11 protein-coding genes are annotated in these 18,638 nt (G+C 67.2%); 4 read left to right on the forward strand and 7 right to left on the reverse strand.

The genetic code is table 11. From position 1 onward, the window contains the following. Positions 1-35: 35 nt before the first annotated feature. Genes ACQR50_RS04590 through ACQR50_RS04605 form a run of 4 tightly spaced genes read right to left on the reverse strand, consistent with a single transcriptional unit; the run spans position 36 to position 6,428 of the window. Positions 36-1,835, reverse strand: coding sequence for a glycoside hydrolase family 9 protein (locus ACQR50_RS04590; protein ID WP_428969968.1), 1,800 nt, complete (start codon positions 1,833-1,835; stop codon positions 36-38). Then, positions 1,835-3,448, reverse strand: a complete 1,614-nt coding sequence (locus ACQR50_RS04595) for a tryptophan halogenase family protein (RefSeq protein ID WP_428969969.1) — start codon at positions 3,446-3,448, stop codon at positions 1,835-1,837. The genes ACQR50_RS04590 and ACQR50_RS04595 overlap by 1 nt, the downstream gene beginning before the upstream one ends. Next, entirely contained in the window at positions 3,445-4,914 is a 1,470-nt protein-coding gene (locus ACQR50_RS04600; RefSeq protein WP_428969970.1) for a tryptophan halogenase family protein, read from the reverse strand. Before ACQR50_RS04600 ends, ACQR50_RS04595 begins: the two co-directional genes overlap by 4 nt. Next, positions 4,911-6,428: a tryptophan halogenase family protein gene (locus ACQR50_RS04605; RefSeq protein ID WP_428969971.1), complete on the reverse strand. Its 1,518-nt coding sequence runs from the start codon at positions 6,426-6,428 to the stop codon at positions 4,911-4,913. The genes ACQR50_RS04600 and ACQR50_RS04605 overlap by 4 nt, the downstream gene beginning before the upstream one ends. Before the next feature lie 253 nt (positions 6,429-6,681). Here ACQR50_RS04605 and ACQR50_RS04610 point away from each other — a divergent pair, with 253 nt between their 5' ends. Then, positions 6,682-10,206: a TonB-dependent receptor gene (locus ACQR50_RS04610; RefSeq protein WP_428969972.1), complete on the forward strand. Its 3,525-nt coding sequence runs from the start codon at positions 6,682-6,684 to the stop codon at positions 10,204-10,206. Between the two features lie 180 nt (positions 10,207-10,386). On the opposite strand, the gene ACQR50_RS04615 is transcribed toward ACQR50_RS04610, so the two are convergent. The 3 genes from ACQR50_RS04615 to ACQR50_RS04625 all read right to left on the reverse strand — a co-directional run bounded on the left by ACQR50_RS04615 (position 10,387) and on the right by ACQR50_RS04625 (position 15,561). After that, the gene (locus ACQR50_RS04615; RefSeq protein WP_428969973.1) at positions 10,387-10,965 is read right to left on the reverse strand and encodes a hypothetical protein; all 579 of its coding nucleotides are present in this window, start codon (positions 10,963-10,965) and stop codon (positions 10,387-10,389) included. A gap of 106 nt (positions 10,966-11,071) precedes the next feature. Next, a complete protein-coding gene (locus tag ACQR50_RS04620) occupies positions 11,072-13,429 on the reverse strand; it encodes a TIM-barrel domain-containing protein (protein ID WP_428969974.1) in 2,358 nt (785 codons plus the stop codon). Positions 13,430-13,512: 83 nt separating this feature from the next. Next, positions 13,513-15,561, reverse strand: coding sequence for a phosphocholine-specific phospholipase C (locus ACQR50_RS04625; RefSeq protein ID WP_428969975.1), 2,049 nt, complete (start codon positions 15,559-15,561; stop codon positions 13,513-13,515). Positions 15,562-15,867: 306 nt separating this feature from the next. Between ACQR50_RS04625 and ACQR50_RS04630 the strand changes: the two genes are divergently transcribed. The 3 genes from ACQR50_RS04630 (at position 15,868) to kdpA (ending at position 18,635) form a co-directional block, all read left to right on the forward strand. Beyond that, on the forward strand, positions 15,868-16,719 hold the full coding sequence (locus tag ACQR50_RS04630; protein ID WP_428969976.1) for a TorF family putative porin: 852 nt from the start codon (positions 15,868-15,870) through the stop codon (positions 16,717-16,719). A 109-nt stretch (positions 16,720-16,828) separates the two neighbouring features. Beyond that, positions 16,829-16,918, forward strand: a complete 90-nt coding sequence (kdpF, locus tag ACQR50_RS04635; protein ID WP_307104195.1) for a K(+)-transporting ATPase subunit F — start codon at positions 16,829-16,831, stop codon at positions 16,916-16,918. A 13-nt stretch (positions 16,919-16,931) separates the two neighbouring features. Beyond that, positions 16,932-18,635, forward strand: coding sequence for a potassium-transporting ATPase subunit KdpA (kdpA, locus tag ACQR50_RS04640; RefSeq protein ID WP_428969977.1), 1,704 nt, complete (start codon positions 16,932-16,934; stop codon positions 18,633-18,635). The last annotated feature ends 3 nt before the right edge of the window (positions 18,636-18,638 follow it).

Raw genomic sequence — 18,638 nt, forward strand, 5'->3', positions numbered from 1 at the left:
GACGATGTTCGGGTGAATGAAGGCTGTCGCCGCCGTCAGGGGCGGGCGGGCAGGGGTCGGGTCAGATCGGTCGCCAGCCAGACGAGCGGCGCGTTCCAGTTGATCGCGACCTCGTTGTGCGCATAGGCGCGGGCGTCGTCGATCCAGCAGCGTGTGCCGATGCACTTGCCCTTCAGCGGTGCGGAGGCCGGTTCGGGAAAGACGGTGCTGTTCGCCCCGCCGCTCAGCACGCCCGGCGGCGGGCCGGGCAGTCTGGCGTCGAACTGATGCGCCCAGAAACGGTGGTGCGGGTTCTGCATCGGCTTCCACCCGAAACCGCTGACATAGCTCTGGTCGAGCGGATTGCGGCCCAGCACATAGTCCATCGCATCGACCGCGCCGTCGCGGTAGCGCGCCTCACCGGTGAAACGCGCCGCCAGCGCCAGCACCTGCCCGCGCCCGAGCAGCACGCTGTTCGATCCCCAGCGATAGGCGGTCGACGCATAGGGGATGTGATAGCCCGACCGCGCTTCCTCGGCGAGGAAATGGTCGGCCAGCGCGACCAGCTTGGCCCGCGCCGCCGTACGTTCGGCGGGCTGGACACCCGTCGCGGTCGCCAGCGTGATCGTGCCCAGCGCGGCGACGCTGCCCCAACTCGCCTCGCCGGTCAGCGGGGCGGCGTGGAGCGGCATCTTGCGCAGCGATTCCGCCAGTTCGGGCATGCCGGTGGCGGCGTAAAGCTCGGCGGTCGCCCAATAGAGTTCGTCGGACAGCTCGCCATCGCCATAACCGCCGCTGCCGTCGAACGCTTGCGCGGCATAGACGTCCGGGTTGCGCAGCGCCGACCGGTACGCCTTGCCCGCCGCGACCAGGCAGCGCCGGGCGAAGTCGTCGTCGATCCCCCGCCAGATGCGCGAACATTGCGCGGCGGTGGCGGCGAGGTTCAGCGTGGCCGCCGTGCTGGGCGGGAACAGCAGCCGTTCCTCATGATCGTCGGCGGGCGGGGTGGGAATCGTCGTCCAGTGGCGGTCGGCGATCTTGTGATGCGCCATGCCGCCCGCATCCACCGGCGTCAGCCGCAACGGGCCGCGACCCTGCCGCCCGAGCGGCAGCGTCATGGTCTGGCCGTCGGGCACCTGCATCGCCAACAGGAAGCGCATTTCGAAGCGCGTCTCGTCGAGCAGGTCGTTGATGCCGTTCCCCGTCTCGGGCAGTGCGGCGCTGCCATCGGGGAAGGGGGGCGCGGCGGCATCCACCTCATAGAGATTTTGCAGCATCCACAGCGCGATGCCGCCATTGACGACATATTTGCCCTGATCGCCCGCATCATACCAGCCGCCGGTCACGTCCAGCGTATAGGGACAGCCCGGCCAGTCGGTGCCCGCCTGATCAAGCCCCTTGAAGCAGGTGACGACCTCTTTGGTGTGGCCTGCCGCGCGAGCCCATGCGGTGCCCCCGGCGAACCGCGCATCGATCGCCACCCCGGCACGCTGCTGGTAGAAGAAATTGAGCGAGGCGCGCGACAGCGGGCGATAGACATCGGCCGCGATAGTGAAGGCATGGCTGGTGCGGCCATCGACCTTCAGGCAATAGGTGCCGGGCGTGCGGAACGTGCCGAAGTCGATCTGCTGCACCGTATCGCCCGAGGCGGCGTCGGGGCCGAAGACCGTCGCCTGCCCGCGCGCGACCGTGCGGCCCTTTTCGTTGAGCAACTCCCAAGGCAAGGGCGCGCCGTCCTTGGCAATGATCGCGCGCTTGGCGGTGTCGAGGCGGAAGCCGATCTGGTTGAGATGCGGCCCCGGCGCTTCCCCCGCGCCGGTCGCCGCCAATGCCAGCAGCGGAAGGATCACGCGCATCACAGCAGCGGGCCCTTGGCCTGCACCGTGCCGCTCGTCCGCGCGAAGTCGAACCCGTCCTGCCCGCCACGCGTCGCCGTCATGGCGGGGGCCAGCGGGGAGGGGGCGGTCATGCGCAGGAAATCGCCATGGCTGGGCATCCGTGCGGCGGTATCGGCATAACCTGCGCGCATCTGCTCCAGCGCCTGGGCGACCAGATCCTCGTCCAGCGCATCGGCGGCGGGTTCCCAGCTTTGGGGCACCAACCCCTGGCCCAGGCAGACCGCGACCCAGCTGGGGTTGCTGAACAGGTCATAGCCTTCGCGGAACAGCCGCCCCTTGCCCGACCACAGCGCCATCTTGCGCGCCAAGCTGTCGGGCACCTCCATGGTGCGCACCCGGTTCCAGAAGGGTGTGTCGTCGCGCCGCGTCGCCTTGTAATGCAGGATGATGAAGTCGCGCACATCCTCATACAGGTCGTGCATCTGGCGGTTGAACTCGTCGCGCTCGGCGGGGTCGAAACGCGTGTCGGGGAACAGCGCCACCAAACGCTGGATCGCGGCCTGGACCAGATGGATGCTGGTCGATTCCAGCGGCTCCAAGAACCCGCTCGACAGGCCCAGCGCCACGACGTTGCGGTTCCAGCTCTGCCGCCGCCGCCCGGCGGTGAAGCGCAGATGGCGGGGATCGCCCAGCAACTCGCCCTCCAGGCTGCCCAGCAACTGCGCCTCGGCCGCCTCGGAATCGAGATAGTCGCTGCAATAGACCAGGCCATTGCCCATCCGGTGCTGGAGAGGAATGCGCCACTGCCACCCGGCATCGCGCGCGGTGGCGCGGGTGAAGGGATCGGGCTCGGCCGGATTGGGCAGCGCGCATGGCGCCGCGACCGCGCGGTCGCAGGGCAACCACTGGGCATAGCTTTCATAGCCGGTGCCCAGCGCCTCCTCGATCAACAGGCCGCGAAAGCCCGAACAGTCGACGAACAGATCGCCCTCGATCCGCCGCCCATCGGCCAGCGTCACCGCCTCGACATAACCGTCGTCAGGCCGCAGGTTGACCGCGTCGATCCGCCCCTCGATCCGCGTCACCCCGCCGCGTTCGGCATAGCCGCGCAGATAGCGCGCATAGAGCGAGGCATCGAAATGGAAGGCGTAGAACAGTTCGCGGATCGGTGAGCGGGCATCGGGCTTGGCGCGACCGAACTTGCCCGCCTTCGCCGCCACCGCGCTCATCGACCATTCGGCAATGTCGGGCAGGGCGCGACGGCTGCGTTCGCGCAAATAAAGCTGGTGGAAATGCACGCCCTGCAAATCCTGCGCATGGCGGCCGAACGGGTGGATATAGCGTTCGCCCTTTTCGCCCCAGTCGACGAACTCGATGCCCAGCTTGAACGTGCCCGCCGTCTTGGCGAGGAAGTCGTTCTCGTCCAGACCGAGCATCTGGTTGAAGGTGATGATCGGCGGGATCGTCGCCTCGCCGACACCGACCGTGCCGATCTCCTCGGACTCGACCAGCGTGACATGGGTATAGCCGTTGTTCAGCAGCCGGGCGAAGGCGGCGGCGGCCATCCATCCGGCGGTGCCGCCGCCGACGATGACGACCCGGCGGATCAAATGGTCGGAATGGGGAATCATCGGGTAAGGCGCCTCATCTGGGCCGCGCGCCACTGCGCATGGGCCGGAACATGGGGAAGGGCGGCGGCGATCGCGTCGGTCATCCGCGCCATGGCGGCATTCACTTGCGGCGCAGGGACGCCGTGGACCAGCGGGTCGATACGACGGGGAAGATATCCTTGCCCGAGCAGGATCGCGGCCCAGCTGTCGCGGGTGAAGGTTTCTTCCTCGTAAAAGGGCAGGCGCCCGCGCTCGCCGAACTGGCCGAGCGTATGGGCCAGCGACGCAGGGAGTTCGGCCTGCGCCACGGCCTGCCACATCGGCTCGGGGCGGCGGGCGGTGCGGTAATGCGCGCCCAGGAAGTCGCGCACCCGCTCCGCCTCGGCCAGGGTCTGGCGGTTGAAGTCGGCGGCCTCGACCTCGGCCATGGCGGTGTCGGGCAGCATGGTGACGAGCCGGTCGATCGCGCTCAGCGCCAGATGCAGATTGCACCATTCCAGCGGCTCGACCTGCGTCGCCGCGTCGCCGATCGCAATGCAGTTGCCGCGCCATGCCCGGGCCCGGGTGCCGGGGCGGATGACGATGGGGGCGTCGGCCACGGCCCCGTCACGTGCCAGCATCGCGGCGGCCTCGGCATCGGACAGATGCGCGCTGCCATAGGCCATGCCGACCTGCTCGCCGCTCGACCAGCGCCAGCCCGCGGCATGGGCAGTCGCGGGCGTCAGCACCGGCGCCCCTTCGCCCGACACCTGCCTGCCCAGCAGCAAGCGGTCGCAGGGCAGCCAGTCGCGCCAATCCTGCCACGCATCGTCGATGCTGCCACGCAGCAGCGCGGCGGGGCCGGTCGCGTCGATATAGAGATGCGCGGTCAGCGGCGCGCCATGCTGCACTGCGATAGCGGTCACATGGCCGGTCGCATCGACCTGCACCCGAGCGATCGAATTGGTGACCTCATGGACCCCGACATGCAGGGCGAAGGCACGCATCATCGCCACCTGGCGGGGGAGGTCGAGCGTCAGGCCATAGTCGTGCCCGGCAAAGGGCGTGCCCGGCGACGGCGGCACGAAGCCACCCGCTCGCGCCAGCTGCGCCGCCGGGCAATAGGCGTCGAACGGGGCCGCGCGGCCGTCGCGCGCGGCGCGGACCCAATGGAGGTGAAACGCCGCCGGACCGATGGCGTGGCCATAGCCGCCATAGGCATGGACATAGTCGGGCAGCCCCTCCGCCCAGCCGGAAAAGCGCGTGCCCAGCCGATAGCCCGCGCCGGTCCGCGTCACCCCGTCATCCTCGCTGATGCCCAGATCGGCATGGAAACCGGGCAGCGAGGGCAGGGTGCAGGCGATCCGATCGGCGAGTGCGTCATGGGCGGACGGAGTGGCGAGCAGCGTGACGTCCAGGAACGGTGCGCGGCGCTTCAGCGCGGCGGCGGCGCTCCAGGCGGTCAGGCCGCTGCCCGCGACCAGCACATGGCGGATCGGCGCGCTCATGACGCCACCATCGGGCAATAGCGTTCCAGAAAGGCGCGGTGGTCGGGCCGCATGGCGACTTCGGCAGCGATCTCGCTGCGAAGCGATTCAACGGCCTGAACCAGATCGCCGGTCCCCGCCACATCGGCACGCGGGTCCCAGCCTTCGGGAACGATGCCCTGGCCCAGATACACCGCGATCCAGCTGGCATCCAGAAATACGCCCTCGCGATACTTCACCACCCGGCCGCGACGGCGCCACAGCTCCAGCTTTTCGCCCAGGCTGTCGGGGATCGCCATGGTGCGGACATAGTTCCAGAAGGGCGAATCGTCGCGCGACGTGGCGTGGTAGTGCAGGATCAAAAAGTCCCGGATCCGGTCATATTCCAGATCGATAACCCGGTTGAATTCGTCGCGGTCGGACGCATCCATCTGGCGGCCGGGGAACAGCTCGATCAGTGCGGTGATCGCCTGTTGCACCAGATAGATGCTGGTCGATTCGAGCGGCTCCAGGAAACCGCTGGCCAGCCCGATGGCGACGCAATTGCCGACCCAGCTTCGCCGCCGCCGCCCCGCCTTGAATCGCAGCAGGCGCGGCTCGGCGAGCTTCTCGCCCTCCACGGCCTCTTCCAGTGCGCGGGCGGCATCGCCGTCGCTGATGAAGTCGCTGGCATAGACATAGCCATTGCCGGTGCGATGCTGAAGCGGGATGCGCCAGCGCCAGCCCGCAGGCATGGCGATCGCGCTGGTATAGGGGGTGACGGCGGTCTCGGTCCGGCACGGCATGGCGACGGCGCGGTCGGTCGGCAGCCATTTCGACCAGTCCTCGAACGGCTCGTCCAGCGTCTGGCCCAGCAGCAGCGAGCGGAAGCCCGAGCAGTCGATGAACAGGTCGCCTTCCACCCGCTCGCCGTCCGCCAGCGTGACCGAACGGATCAGCCCGCTCTCGCCGTCACGCTCGACATCGACGACCATGCCCTCGGTCCGCACCGCACCCGCTTCCTCGGCCAGGCTGCGCAGATAGGGGGCGAACAGCAGCGCATCGAACTGATAGGCATAGCCGAAAGTGGAACTCAGGCCGCCCCGGCCCTGATCGGGATGCTCGAACCGCGCCTCGCGCGCCAGGGTACAGGCATAGGAAAGCCGGTCGAGCGGCGGCAGATCCTGTCCCTCGCGCGCCAGCCGCGACCAGTAATGATGGAAATCGATCGCCCCCGCGCCGCGTCCGAACGTGCCGAAGGGGTGGATATAGCTGTCGCCGATCCGGCCCCAATCGCGAAACTCGATGCCCAGTTTGAAGGTGGCCCGGGTGCGCGCCATGAACTCCGCCTCGGGGATCCCCAGGCGTTCGTTGAAGGAGCGGATATGGGGCAGGGTCGCCTCGCCGACGCCGACGACACCGATCGCCTCGGACTCGATCAGGCGGACCGTGCATTGTCCCGAAAGAAGACGAGTCAGGGCCGCGCCGGCCATCCAGCCCGCCGTACCGCCGCCCACAATGACGACCCGCACCACGTCGTTTGTCACTTTCGTCATCCACCCCCGACCCGGTGATTCCCGGGCCAATTTCTCATTTCATGCCGTGCGCCCGGTCCTGCCGCAATCCACCGACAGGGCGAGCGTGGCAGGAATGTCGCACCTTGTCCCGGATCGGACGTTCTTTAAGTTAAACATCTTGTCGAAATGTTGCTGGTAGCGCAATCACGAGTCTGTGAAACGTGTCGAAAGGCACGATCGCGACCGAACCAAGCGACGCCATGGGGCGCGCGACAAGGGGGGGATGACCATCATGCGCAGCGCTGCGCCGCTCACTGCCAATGCCAATCGTTTTAATCGGCTCCTGCTCGGCGCTTCGGCCGGTGCCTTGTGCATCGCCGCGCTGACCACGCCCGCCTTTGCGCAGACGACCACCGATCCCGACCAGAGCGCCAGCTCGCCGACCGGCGCGGTCGCGGGCCAGGGTACGGCCGGCTCGGCCACGCCGCGCACCAGCGCCAGCGTCGAGACCCCCGGCGCGCAGCCGCCCGCGGGCGATGAGGCCGGTACGGGCAATGACGTCGTCGTCACCGGCATCCGCCAGAGCCTGGCGAATGCGCAGTCGATCAAGCGCAACTCCGACACCGTCGTCGACGCGATCACCGCGTCCGATATCGGCGCGCTGCCCGACCGTTCGGTCACCGAAGCGCTCCAGCGCGTGCCCGGCGTGTCGATCAGCCGCTTCGCCGCCGCCAACGATCCCGACCACTTCTCGGTCGAGGGCTCGGGCGTCGCGGTGCGCGGCCTGACCTTCGTCCGCTCCGAGTTCAACGGGCGCGACACCTTCTCGGCCGGTATCGGCGGCCAGGCGATCAACTTCTCGGACGTCCCCGCCGAACTGCTCGGCTCGGTCGAGGTGTACAAGAACGCCACCGCCGAACTGATCGAGGGCGGCCTGGCCGGTACGGTCAACCTGAACACCCGCAAGCCCTTCGACAACAAGGGTTTCCACCTCGGCTTCACCGCCGAGGGCAATTATGGCGACTTCAAGAAGAAGTGGTCGCCGACCGGCTCGCTGTTCGTCAGCGATACCTGGGACACGGGCATCGGCCGTTTCGGCCTGCTCGGCAACGTGTCGTACTCGCGCGTGCAGAGCCGCGCGGACAGCATCCGCATCACCAACATCCAGACCCGTGACAATACGCTGGCGTTGCAGGCCAACTCGACGACCGCCACCACCTGCCGCAACCCGCTGCCCGGCACGGTCGACCAGACCACGCTGCCCGCCAGCGGTTCGGCCTGCGGCACGGCGAGCACGGCTGGGGCCGACGGCTTCCTCGACCCGGCTTCGCTGCGCTACGCGCCGATCGGCGGTCAGTTTGCGACGCAGGAGTTCGACCGCAAGCGTGACGGCATCGCACTGGCGGGCCAATGGCAGAGCACCGACGAGCGCACGGTCCTGACCGCGCAGTTCCTGCGCACGCATACGGTCAACAATACCTCGGAGCGCACCTTCGAGACCGCGCCCGACCTGTCGGAATACAACACCTATCCGGTGGGTTGCGTTCAGAACAATGCCGGGCCCGGCGGTACGACCGAGGCGCAGTGCCCGACCGGCACGACCAAGAACTATGTCTATGATGCCAACGGGCTGTTCCAGTCCGGTTACATCACGGCACCGGGCAATGGCTATCGTTCGGCCTGCAGCGGCCAGGCAAGCTGCTGGGTCCCGACCGGCGGCACGCAGCAATCGTTGGCGCGGGGCATGACTCGTGACGAAAACACCGTCACTGACTTCGGCGTCAACCTGAAGACGCAGTTGAACGATCATCTGTCGGTCAATCTGGATGGCGACTATACCCGCGCCAAGAAGACCAGCACCGATTTCCGCGTGTTCGGTTCGACCTTTGCTGACTCCGAGCTCGACCTGAGCGGCAACCTCCCGGTGGTTACGCCGCACAAGCCGTCGACGCTTCAGGCGAGTTGGGCGACGCCCAATCCGACGCTGAACCAGCAGAACGACGCGCAGTATTTCGCCAACCGCAACGCCCAGTTCTGGCGTGCGGCAATGGACCACCTGGAAGACAGCGTCGGCCGCGAATACGCGTTCAAGGCGGATGTCGACTATAAGTTCGATGATGGCAGCTTCTTCACTCACGCCAAGTTCGGCGCGCGGTATGCAGATCGCTCGTCGCAGGTTCGGTACAGCACCTATAATTGGGGGGCGCTCAGTGAAGTGTGGGGCGCTAATGCGAACCCGGTGTCGTTTGCAGACCAATCTGCCAACACCAGCTTCTATTCCTTCCCCAATTTCTTCCGTGGGGCGGCTAACGGTCCGTCGGGCGCCTATTATTACAATGGCGACCTGACCGGCGGCTATCAGCAGTCGGCTGCCTTCTTCAACTCGATCGGTCAGGCCTGGCAGCAACGCGTCCGTGATGGATCGCGTACGGCCGCGATCAATGCGGCGTTGGCAGCAGGCCAAACCCAGGCCCAGGCGAATGCCGCTGGCGATGCAGCGTACAATGCTGCTCCGCCGTCGGTCTTCAATTCGCTCGCGCAGCGTGCGGGTGTCGTCGCGGGCACGCCGTATCTGCCGTCGGAAATCCAAGACGTTTCGCAGCAGGACAAGAACCTGTACGGCCAGCTCAATTTCGCGACGCCAGGCAATTTGTTCGGCAATGTGCGAATGAGCGGTAACGTCGGTCTGCGTTACGTGCTGACCGACCTGACGTCTGCCGGTTCGATTGGTGCGCCTACGCAGCAGCAGACGGGTACGGATGGAACGTTCGCATCGCGCTGCTCCACCACCCCGGTTACGCGTCCTGACGGTTCGGTCGTGGTGCCGACCCTGTCCGGCGTGTGCCGTCTGGGCCCGACGGGTTATGCTGCCATCCAGCAGTTCTCGACGGGCATCACCGCCCCTGACACGGCGCGGCACCAGTATCACTACTTCCTGCCCAGCGCGAACCTGAAGTTCGGCATCGGGCGCGACGTGGTGCTGCGTCTGGCGGCGTCGAAGGTCATGACCCGTCCGGACTTTGCGAATATTCGCAACTTCCTGCAGCTGGGCTTCGACGCCAATAGCGGCCAGATCACGGCGACGGCGGGCAATCCGTACCTCAAGCCCGCGACCGCGTGGCAGTTCGACGCGACCGTCGAATGGTACTTCGCCCGCGTCGGTCAGCTGTCGGTCGACGTCTTCTACAAGTCGGTGAAGGACTTCTTCTACCAGTCGGTCACCACCCGCAACATCACCAGCAACGGGGTCACCCAGGCGGTGCTGGTGCGTGGGCCGTCCAACTATGACGGCACCGGCAAGATCAAGGGCGCCGAGGTTGCCTATCAGCAGACCTTCGACTTCCTGCCCGGTCTGCTCAGCGGGTTCGGTGCCAGCGGCAGCTACACCTATATCGACAGCTCGGGCCTGCCCAACTCGTTCCTGAACGGTGGCGCGCCTGCCAGCACGTCGAACATCAAGCCGGGCAACATCCCGCTTGAAGGTTTGTCGAAGCACACGGTCAACGCGGCGCTGTTCTACGAAAAGGGCCCGATCTCGCTGCGTGCGGCGTATAACTGGCGTTCCAAGTATCTGCTGACCCCGGCGGACGTGATCTTCCCGTATACCTCCATCTACCAGGATGCGGGCGGGCAGCTGGACGCCTCGGCGTTCATCAACCTGAACAAGTATCTGAAGATCGGCGTGCAGGGCGTGAACCTGGCCAATCAGGTCGTCCGGACCGAGCAGGCCTATATCAGCGGCTCGACCGCCACTGCGCCACGCTCGTACATCGTCAACGACCGCCGCTTCTCGTTCGCGCTTCGCGGCACCTTCTGATCGGGTTTGCCGGCCGGACTCTTCGGGGTTCGGCCGGGATGGCCGACCGAAAAACCGCCCGCTTCCATTTTGGAGGCGGGCGGTTTTTTTACGTCAGGAAGATTGCCGCCCGCCGGTCAGCCCGAGCGAAGCATGGGATCGGAACTGGCGGGGCGATCAGGGACCGCCCCGGCGCCTCGTTCAGTTACGCGGCAGCTTCGACCGGTCGAACCCCGGCCCCAGGTCGATCAGGAACGCCGGTCCTACCTCGATCACCTGCTTGGCCCCGGCCAACTGCACCGAGATGTTCGCCTTGCCCGCCGCATAGGCCTGGGTCGCCACGCCCGAGACATAATAGCGCTTCCAGCTCGGCCCGACCTGCACCGGCTCGGTCGCGATCGGAGTATAGGGCGCCTCGGAGCCCCCCGCGCCGACGGGGATCGTCACCGGCGCGGCGTCGGTGGCACCCGGCGCGCGCAGGAAGACCATGACCAGCATCGTGTCGCCCGCCGCGATCGGCTTGATCGTGGGATAGGCCGCACCGCTGTCCCAGGGATTGGCACCCGCCTTGCTGACCTTGATCTGCACGGCATTGCCGCCGGGAACCTCGGGGGCGGGGACCTGCCTGGCGGTCTGGTTGGGGCCATAGGGGGCCCAGCCGATGCCCGGCGCGTTGACCGCCTTGTCGAAGATACTGGGCTGAGCCGCCGCGCCGGGGGCCGCCTGCGCGGCCGCTCCCGCTGGCAAGGCCGCGATCAGCAGCGCCACACATCCGATCATGATCCTTCTCCTCCTCTTTCGGCCGGTTTATCCGGTCCGTCCACAAAAACGATTGTATCCGATGGGTTAGGAAAAGCCCGACCCCCTGGGGGAGCCGGGCCCGATCTTACTGTCCGACGATCTTGACCAAAGGATCGACCGACTGGCCCGTGGGCAGGCGACCGCTGGCGGTCAGGCGGCGGGCGCTATCGTCCCAGCGCAATGTCGCGTTGCGCCCGCCCGTCTTGCGCCAGGCGTTGGTGGTGCCGTCATCGTCATAGAGCGTGAAGCTGGCATCGCGGCCCGGATAGACGCGGATGCTCTCCAGGTTTTGCGCGGTCGCGGTGCTGGGCACGGCCACGCCCATCGGCACGATCGAGCCCGCCCGGACGAACAGCGGGATATGGTCGATCGGGGCCGCCGCCTCGATCCACTGGCCGCCGGTGTAATGCTTGTCGGTCCACCAGTCATACCAGTCCGTGCCCGAGGGCAGATAGACGCGGCGCGACGTCTGCCCCTGTTCGGTGACGGGCGCGACCAGGAAGGCGGGGCCGAACATATATTCGTCGCCCAGATCCTTCACCGCCGGATCGTTGGGGAAGTCCATGAACAGCGCGCGCATGAAGGGCGCGCCGGTCTGGCTGGTCTGCCGCCCCAGCGCATAGAGATAGGGCATCAGCGCGTAACGCAGCCGCAGCGTGTTCGCGAGGATCGGCTCGGCAGCGGTGCCATAGTCCCACAGTGCGGTGCCCGGCCGCTGGCCATGGATGCGCAGCGTGGGCGTGAAGGCGTTATACTGGAACCAGCGGACGAACAGCTCCGGATAGTCGCGGTAGGACGGCGCCATCGCGGTCGCGCCCGCCGGGTCGACCAGCACCGGGTGTTGCGCGTCCGGCCCGTTGGGCCATTGCCAGCCGCCCGTATCGCTGGACCAGTATGCGATGCCGCTGGCCGTCATGCCCAGGCCTGCGGGCACCTGCCGACGCAGCGCTTCCCAGTTGGACTGCACGTCCGACGACCAGAACAGGCAGCCATTGGCCTGCGTGCCCAGATAGGCGGCGCGGCACAGGATCATGTTGCGCTTGTCCGGCCGGTCGCGCGCCGATCCTTCGGCGACGCTGGAGGTGTGGAGCAGCGGATAGACGTTGCGATAGCGGTCGCCCGACCCGATGGCATAGAAATGCCCCTCGGGCACCAGATCCGGCTCGGTCTCGTCCAGCCAGGCATAGTCGAAGCCCTGGGAAAAGATGTTGTCGCGGATCTTGCCCCAGAACCAGGCGCGTGCCTCCGGATTGGTGCTGTCGATCAGCGCGCCCGCGCGGTCGGAGCGGATCGGCAGGCCGTCGACCGGATTACCGTCCTTGTCCTTCATCAGCCAGCCCTTGGCGGCCAGCGTGTCGAACCAGCGGCTCTCGCGCTCGAAACGCGGCCAGATGCTGATGATGCTCTGCATCCCCATCGACTTGAGATGCGCGTTCATGCCCGCCGGATCGGGGAAGGCGGTGCGGTCGATGTCGAGCTGCCCCATCCGCGTCCAGTAGAACCAGTCGAGCACCATGATGTCGAGCGGCAGGCCGCGCTTGCGATAGCCATCGGCGATCTCGGTCAGCTGGCCTTGCGTCTCGTAGCGCGCCTTGCTCTGGATCAGGCCGAAGGCGGCCTTGGGCGGCAGCGGCGTCGCACCGGTCAGGCGGGCGTAACCGGCGTACAGCTCGTCGGTGGTCTTGCCCGCGATCACGAAGAAGGACACCCGCTCGCCGACATTCGAGGCGAATTTGGTCGCGTTCAACAGCCCCGGCGAGACGATCGTGGCGGACGGATTGTCCCACAGGATCGCATAGCCCTTGTCCGTCACCATGAACGGCACGCAGACTGACTCGCCGCCGGGGCGGTCATAATCATGGCGGCAGTCGATGGTCCGGCCGCGGAGGTCGAGCACGCCGTCCTGATATTGGCCCAGACCGTAATAATGGGTGTCGGGCGTGTCGGAAAAGCTGGCGCCGACGCGGAAGGTCTTTTCGTCCGAGACGGTGTGCGGTGCCTTCTCCCAGCCGTTCATCCGGGTCAGCGGCTTGCCGTCTGCACCGGCAAAGCTGATCGCGACAGGCGGCAGCGAGGGCGCGAAATAGCGCTCCATCTGGCTGGGCGGCTTGGGCCAGGGCTGGGCGGCGACCGTCACGGTCATGCCGGGCGAGGCGAACACGTCGCCGCTGGCATCGGCACGGTGCGACCAGCCGTTCGCGTCGCTCTTCGCAATCAGGCCATAGCCGGGCTTGGCCTCCGCCTCGGCGCGGTCGGTGGCGATGGTGACGCGGACGATGCCGGGGGCATAGGGCTCGACCGAGACGAGCGCGCCGTTACGCTCGACGGTCGCGATCGGATCGGCCGCCAGGGCGACAGGCGCGACTCCCGCGAGCAGCGCGGATGCGGCGCAGGCCCACCGCCAACGATCGCCGGACACCGTGGCGCGCGCTTTGCCCCGCATGAAACATCCCCCCAATAACGAAAATCATTTGTGTGATCGCTACCCTATCCCTGCTCCATCGGGCGGGGAAGAGGAAATGGAGGTCAGGCGCGGAACGGGTCGCTGACCGTCGCACGGCCGGGCCGGTCATGGCGTCCGGCCAGTCGCAGGCGATAAAGCGGGTCGCCTGCGCGGGTCAGCGTCACATCGTACCAGCCGAGATCGGCGTCGAGCGACCAGCGGTGGCGACCGGGCCCCAGCGGGCGGGGTGAGGGCGGCGCCTTGCCGGGTTCGAGGCGGAGGATCGACAGGTCGTCCAGACCGGGCGGGACGGTCAGGATCAGGCCATCGTCGCCGACGACGTGCTGCACATCGGCCATTCCATCACGCCCGGCAAAATGACGGTGGAAGCCGTTCGGGCCGAGCACCCACAGGTCGTGGGCGGTCGGCCAGACATCCTCGATCTGCGTGCCTGCGGCCAGCACATAGCGGCGCGGCACCCGGTCGAGCGCATGCCGGTCATAGACATGGAAGACCGCCCCCGCGCCCTCCGCCCGGAAGCGCAGCCGGACACCCGCCGGATCGGCGATCCGTCGCACATCGAGGCGATAGGGCAGGGGACGGGCGCGGCGGATACCGGGTTCCTGGGCAGGCGCGCCGGGCGAGGCGGGGGCTTGCGGGCTGACCTGCCCCTTGATCGCGGCGGCGCGCACCGCCTGCTCGCGCGGATCGGGCAGGCTGGGCGTCGCGGTATCGCTTCCGGCAAAGTCGAACGCGCTGGTCAGGTCGCCGCACACCGCGCGCCGCCAGGGCGCGATATTGGGTTCGTGAAAGCCGAAGCGTGTCTCCAGGAAGCGGATGACGCTGCTGTGGTCGAACGCTTCCGAATTGACCCAGCCGCCCCGGCTCCAGGGCGAGACGACGTACATGGGCACGCGCGGACCCAAGCCATAGGGGCGGCCGCGATAGGCGGGCTTGTCGACATCCGCGTCTCCGGTCGAGGCCACGTCATGATAGGCCCCCGCCAGATCGACCGTCGACCCGCCCAGCGCTTTGCCATCGGGCCCGCGCGACGGCGGGGCGGGCGGCGGGACATGGTCGAAAAAGCCGTCATTCTCGTCGAACATCACGAACAGCGCGGTGCGCGCCCACACCTTCGGATCGGCGGTCAGCGCGTCGAGCAGTTCGGCGGTGTAGGCCGCGCCTTGCGCCGGACTGGAGGGGTTGGGATGCTCCGACCCGGCGGCGGTGGCGATGACATAGGACACCTGTGGCAAGCGCCCGGCCAGCACATCGGCCTTCAACGCGTCCAGCCCGCGCGTGGTCAGCGCCCGGTCCTTCAGCGCCGGATCGCCGCGCCCATGATACGCCTTGCGATAGGCGTGAAAGCCGACCAGCGGATTGTCGGTAAAATTGTCCGCCATGTCCTGATAGATGCGCCAGTCGATGCCCGCCGCCTGCATCCGTTCCGGCACGGTGGTCCAGCGATAAGGATCGGCCGCACCGCCATTCTCGACGAAGCTGTCATGCGAATTGCCGATCGCCGGGCCGCTCGCCTGGCCCGACGGATCGTTGGTGCCGGTCCACAGGAACAGCCGGTTGGTATTGGTCCCCGTCTGCACCGCGCAGTGATAGGCGTCGCAAATCGTGAACGCCTCGGCCAGCGCGAACTGGAAGGGCAGGTCGGCACGGGCATAATGACCCATGGCGCGCTGGTGCTTGGCTTCTGGCCAGTGCGCCATGCGGCCCTCGTCCCAGGCGGCCTGCGCATCGGGCCAGGTGTGCGGCGTGCCCTCCATGCGCATCAGGGCGAATTCTTTGTCGGTGTCGAGGTGGAAGGGCGAGACGAGGCGGGGGCCGCCCTCGGCCTTGCGGTCCAGCTGCTGCCAGACGGTGCGGGGCTCGCCGTCCGACGACGCCACCGGGATGGGAAAGCGGTCTCCGAACCCACGCACGCCGCGCATCGTGCCGAAATAATGATCGAAGCCGCGATTTTCCTGCATCAGGATGACGACATGCTCGACGTCGCGGATCGTGCCGGTCCGCCGGTCGGGTGCGATGGCGGCGGCGCGGGCGATCGCGGGGGGCAGGGCGGCGGCACCGGTCAGGGCGGCACCGGCGGCGAGGAGGGAGCGGCGGGAGATGGTGACCATGTCCCGCCATGGCCGAGATCGTTGACGTTTTGGTGACGCCATTTCTGTTCCTCCCCTGCAAGGGGAGGGGGACCGCCGCGAAGCGGTGGTGGAGGGGGCGTGCCGCTCGGCAAGTCCTTTGTGGATGCCCCCCTCCGTCAGGGCTTCGCCCTGCCACCTCCCCGTGCCGGGGAGGATCATCGCCAACTATATGCCATCTATATGCGAAACCGGGGGATCGCCCTCGAATTGCTACGCCCCTCGGGCCTAATTGCTCGGCCCTGGAGGTCGCCCACTCATCCCGGCGGCCTGTCCATAGGGGCATATATGAAGACCATCACCTTTTGCGCCGCCACGGCGCTGTTCGTGCTTCCGGCCGCCGCATCGGCGCAGACCGCCGAGACCGCACCGCCGTCGCCCGTCACCATCAGCGGTTCGGCCGCCATCGCGTCGGACTATCGCCTGCGCGGCATCTCGCAGTCGGACGAGCATATGGCGGTGCAGGCGGGCATCACGGTGACCCATGAGAGCGGCATCTATGTCGGCACCTGGGCGTCGAACCTGGCGGGGTGGGGCACGTTCGGCGGCGCGAACATGGAACTGGACCTGATCGGCGGGTACAAGACGAAGATCAGCCCGACCGGCACGCTGGACGTCGGGCTGACCTGGTACATGTATCCGGGCGGCGCGAACAAGACCGACTATGCCGAACCCTTCGCCAAGCTGTCGGGCACGACCGGCCCGGTCTCGCTGACCGCCGGTGTCGCCTATGCGCCCAAGCAGCAGGCGATCGGCAAGTGGTATAACAACGGCGCCAGCGCAGCGGCGGGCGTCTATGACCGTCCCGGCGCCAAGAGCGACAATCTCTATGTCTGGGGCGACGGCGCGGCGGCGATCACCGGCACGCCGTTCACCGCCAAGGCGCATATCGGCCATAGCTGGGGCATGGACGGCCTCGGCCCCAACGCCACCGCCCCGACGCCGACCGGCGATTATTGGGACTGGTCGCTAGGCGCGGACACGAGCTGGCATAACCTGACGCTGGGCCTGGCCTGGGTCGACACCGACATTTCCGACCGCAATGCCGCCTATCTGCGGCCGAGCTTCAGCAAGGGCCAGGACGGCACCGGCAATATCGCGGGCAGCACCTTCCTCGCCACCCTCACCGCCGGTTTCTGAGGAGCATCGCACATGGACGATCTGATCTGGTTGCTGGTCATGGCCGGGCTGGTGGCGGCGACGCTCGCCTATGCCCGCCTGTGCGACCATGCGTGAGGAGGGCTGAGCCATGACCCTCGACCTCTGGCTGACGGCGCTGACCGCGCTCGGCCTTCTCGTCTATCTGGTGGCGGTGCTGATCCGCCCCGAACGCTTCTGAAGGAGGCGGCATCATGACGCTTCAAGGATGGGCCCTGATATTGGGCTTCGTCGCGATCCTGCTCGCGCTGACCAAGCCGGTCGGCGCGTGGCTGTTCGCGCTCTATGAGGGGCGGCGCACGCCCCTGCATGTCGTGCTCGGCCCCGTCGAGCGCGGTTTGTACAAGACGGCGGGCATCGACCCGAACGCGCAGCAGGGTTGGCGCCGCTATGCGCTGCACATGCTGATCTTCAACGTCGCGTTGATGGTCTTCACCTATGCGGTGCTGCGCCTGCAATTCTACCTGCCGGGCAATCCGCAGGGGCTGGCCGGGCTGACCCCGCATCTGGCGTTCAACACCGCGATCAGCTTCACCACCAACACCAACTGGCAGAGCTATGGCGGCGAGTCGACCATGTCGAACCTGTCCCAGATGCTCGGCCTGACCATCCACAACTTCCTGTCGGCGGCGACCGGCATCGCGCTCGCCTTTGCGTTGTTCCGGGGTTTCGCGGGACGCGAGACGAAGCATCTCGGCAATTTCTGGGCCGATGTGACGCGCATTACGCTCTATCTGCTGCTGCCGATCTGCGTCGTCTATACCCTGTTCCTGATCGCCAGCGGCGTGCCGCAGACCATGGCGGGTGTCGTTAACATCGACACGCTGGAGGGCGTGCGCCAGTCGATCCTGCTTGGCCCGGTCGCCAGCCAGGAAGCGATCAAGATGCTTGGCACCAATGGTGGCGGCTTCTTCAATGCCAATTCGGCGCATCCGTTCGAGAACCCGACCGCGCTCGTCAACTTCGTCCAGATGCTGTCGATCTTCGTCATCGGCTTCGGCCTGACCTGGTGCTTCGGCAAGGCGGTCGGCAATACGCGTCAGGGCTGGGCGATCCTGTCGGCGATGATCCTGCTGTTCCTGGGCGGAGTGGCCGTCTGTTACTGGGCGGAAGCGGCGGGCAACCCCGTGCTGCACCAGCTGGGCGTCGCGGGCGGCAATATGGAGGGCAAGGAGGTACGCTTCGGCGTCGCTGCTTCCGCCCTGTTCGCGGCCGTCACCACGGCGGCATCGTGCGGCGCGGTCAATGCGATGCATGACAGCTTCACCGCGCTGGGCGGCATGATCCCGCTGTTCAACATGCAGTTAGGCGAGGTTGTGATCGGCGGCGTGGGTGCGGGCATCTACGGCTTCCTGCTGTTCGCCATCCTGGCCGTGTTCGTCGCTGGCCTGATGGTCGGCCGCACGCCGGAATATGTCGGCAAGAAGATCGAGAGCCGCGAGGTGAAACTTGCCGTCCTCGCCATCGCCGTCCTGCCGCTGTTCATCCTGGGCCTGACGGCTTTGTCGTGCGTCACCCAGCAAGGTCTGGCGGGGCTGCTCAACAAGGGGCCACATGGTTTCGGCGAGATCCTCTATGCCTTCACCAGCGCGGTGGCGAACAACGGTTCGGCCTTTAGCGGCCTGACCGCCGCGACCCCCTGGTATGACGGCCTGTTGGGCGTCGCCATGTGGGTGGGCCGCTTCTTCATCATCGTGCCGATGCTCGCCATCGCCGGAAGCCTCGCCGCCAAGAAGCATGTTCCCGCCTCGGCCGGGTCCTTCCCGACCACGGGCGTGCTGTGGGTCGGTCTGCTCGTCGGCATCGTGCTGGTGCTGGGCGGCCTGACCTTCCTGCCGAGCCTCGCCCTCGGTCCCATCGCCGATCATCTTGCGATGATCCGCGGTCAACTCTTCTGATCG

The organism is Sphingomonas sp. Xoc002, assembly GCF_050408055.1.
Lineage (GTDB): Bacteria > Pseudomonadota > Alphaproteobacteria > Sphingomonadales > Sphingomonadaceae > Sphingomonas > Sphingomonas yabuuchiae.

Bases quoted from the DNA above. Each gene is read 5' to 3' on its own strand.
- ACQR50_RS04590 (WP_428969968.1), bottom strand. From the start codon at position 1,835: ATGCGCGTGATCCTTCCGCTGCTGGCATTGGCGGCGACCGGCGCGGGG.
- ACQR50_RS04595 (WP_428969969.1), bottom strand. From the start codon at position 3,448: ATGATTCCCCATTCCGACCATTTGATCCGCCGGGTCGTCATCGTCGGC.
- ACQR50_RS04600 (WP_428969970.1), bottom strand. From the start codon at position 4,914: ATGAGCGCGCCGATCCGCCATGTGCTGGTCGCGGGCAGCGGCCTGACC.
- ACQR50_RS04605 (WP_428969971.1), bottom strand. From the start codon at position 6,428: ATGACGAAAGTGACAAACGACGTGGTGCGGGTCGTCATTGTGGGCGGC.
- ACQR50_RS04610 (WP_428969972.1), top strand. From the start codon at position 6,682: ATGCGCAGCGCTGCGCCGCTCACTGCCAATGCCAATCGTTTTAATCGG.
- ACQR50_RS04615 (WP_428969973.1), bottom strand. From the start codon at position 10,965: ATGATCGGATGTGTGGCGCTGCTGATCGCGGCCTTGCCAGCGGGAGCG.
- ACQR50_RS04620 (WP_428969974.1), bottom strand. From the start codon at position 13,429: ATGCGGGGCAAAGCGCGCGCCACGGTGTCCGGCGATCGTTGGCGGTGG.
- ACQR50_RS04625 (WP_428969975.1), bottom strand. From the start codon at position 15,561: ATGGTCACCATCTCCCGCCGCTCCCTCCTCGCCGCCGGTGCCGCCCTG.
- ACQR50_RS04630 (WP_428969976.1), top strand. From the start codon at position 15,868: ATGAAGACCATCACCTTTTGCGCCGCCACGGCGCTGTTCGTGCTTCCG.
- kdpF (WP_307104195.1), top strand. From the start codon at position 16,829: ATGACCCTCGACCTCTGGCTGACGGCGCTGACCGCGCTCGGCCTTCTC.
- kdpA (WP_428969977.1), top strand. From the start codon at position 16,932: ATGACGCTTCAAGGATGGGCCCTGATATTGGGCTTCGTCGCGATCCTG.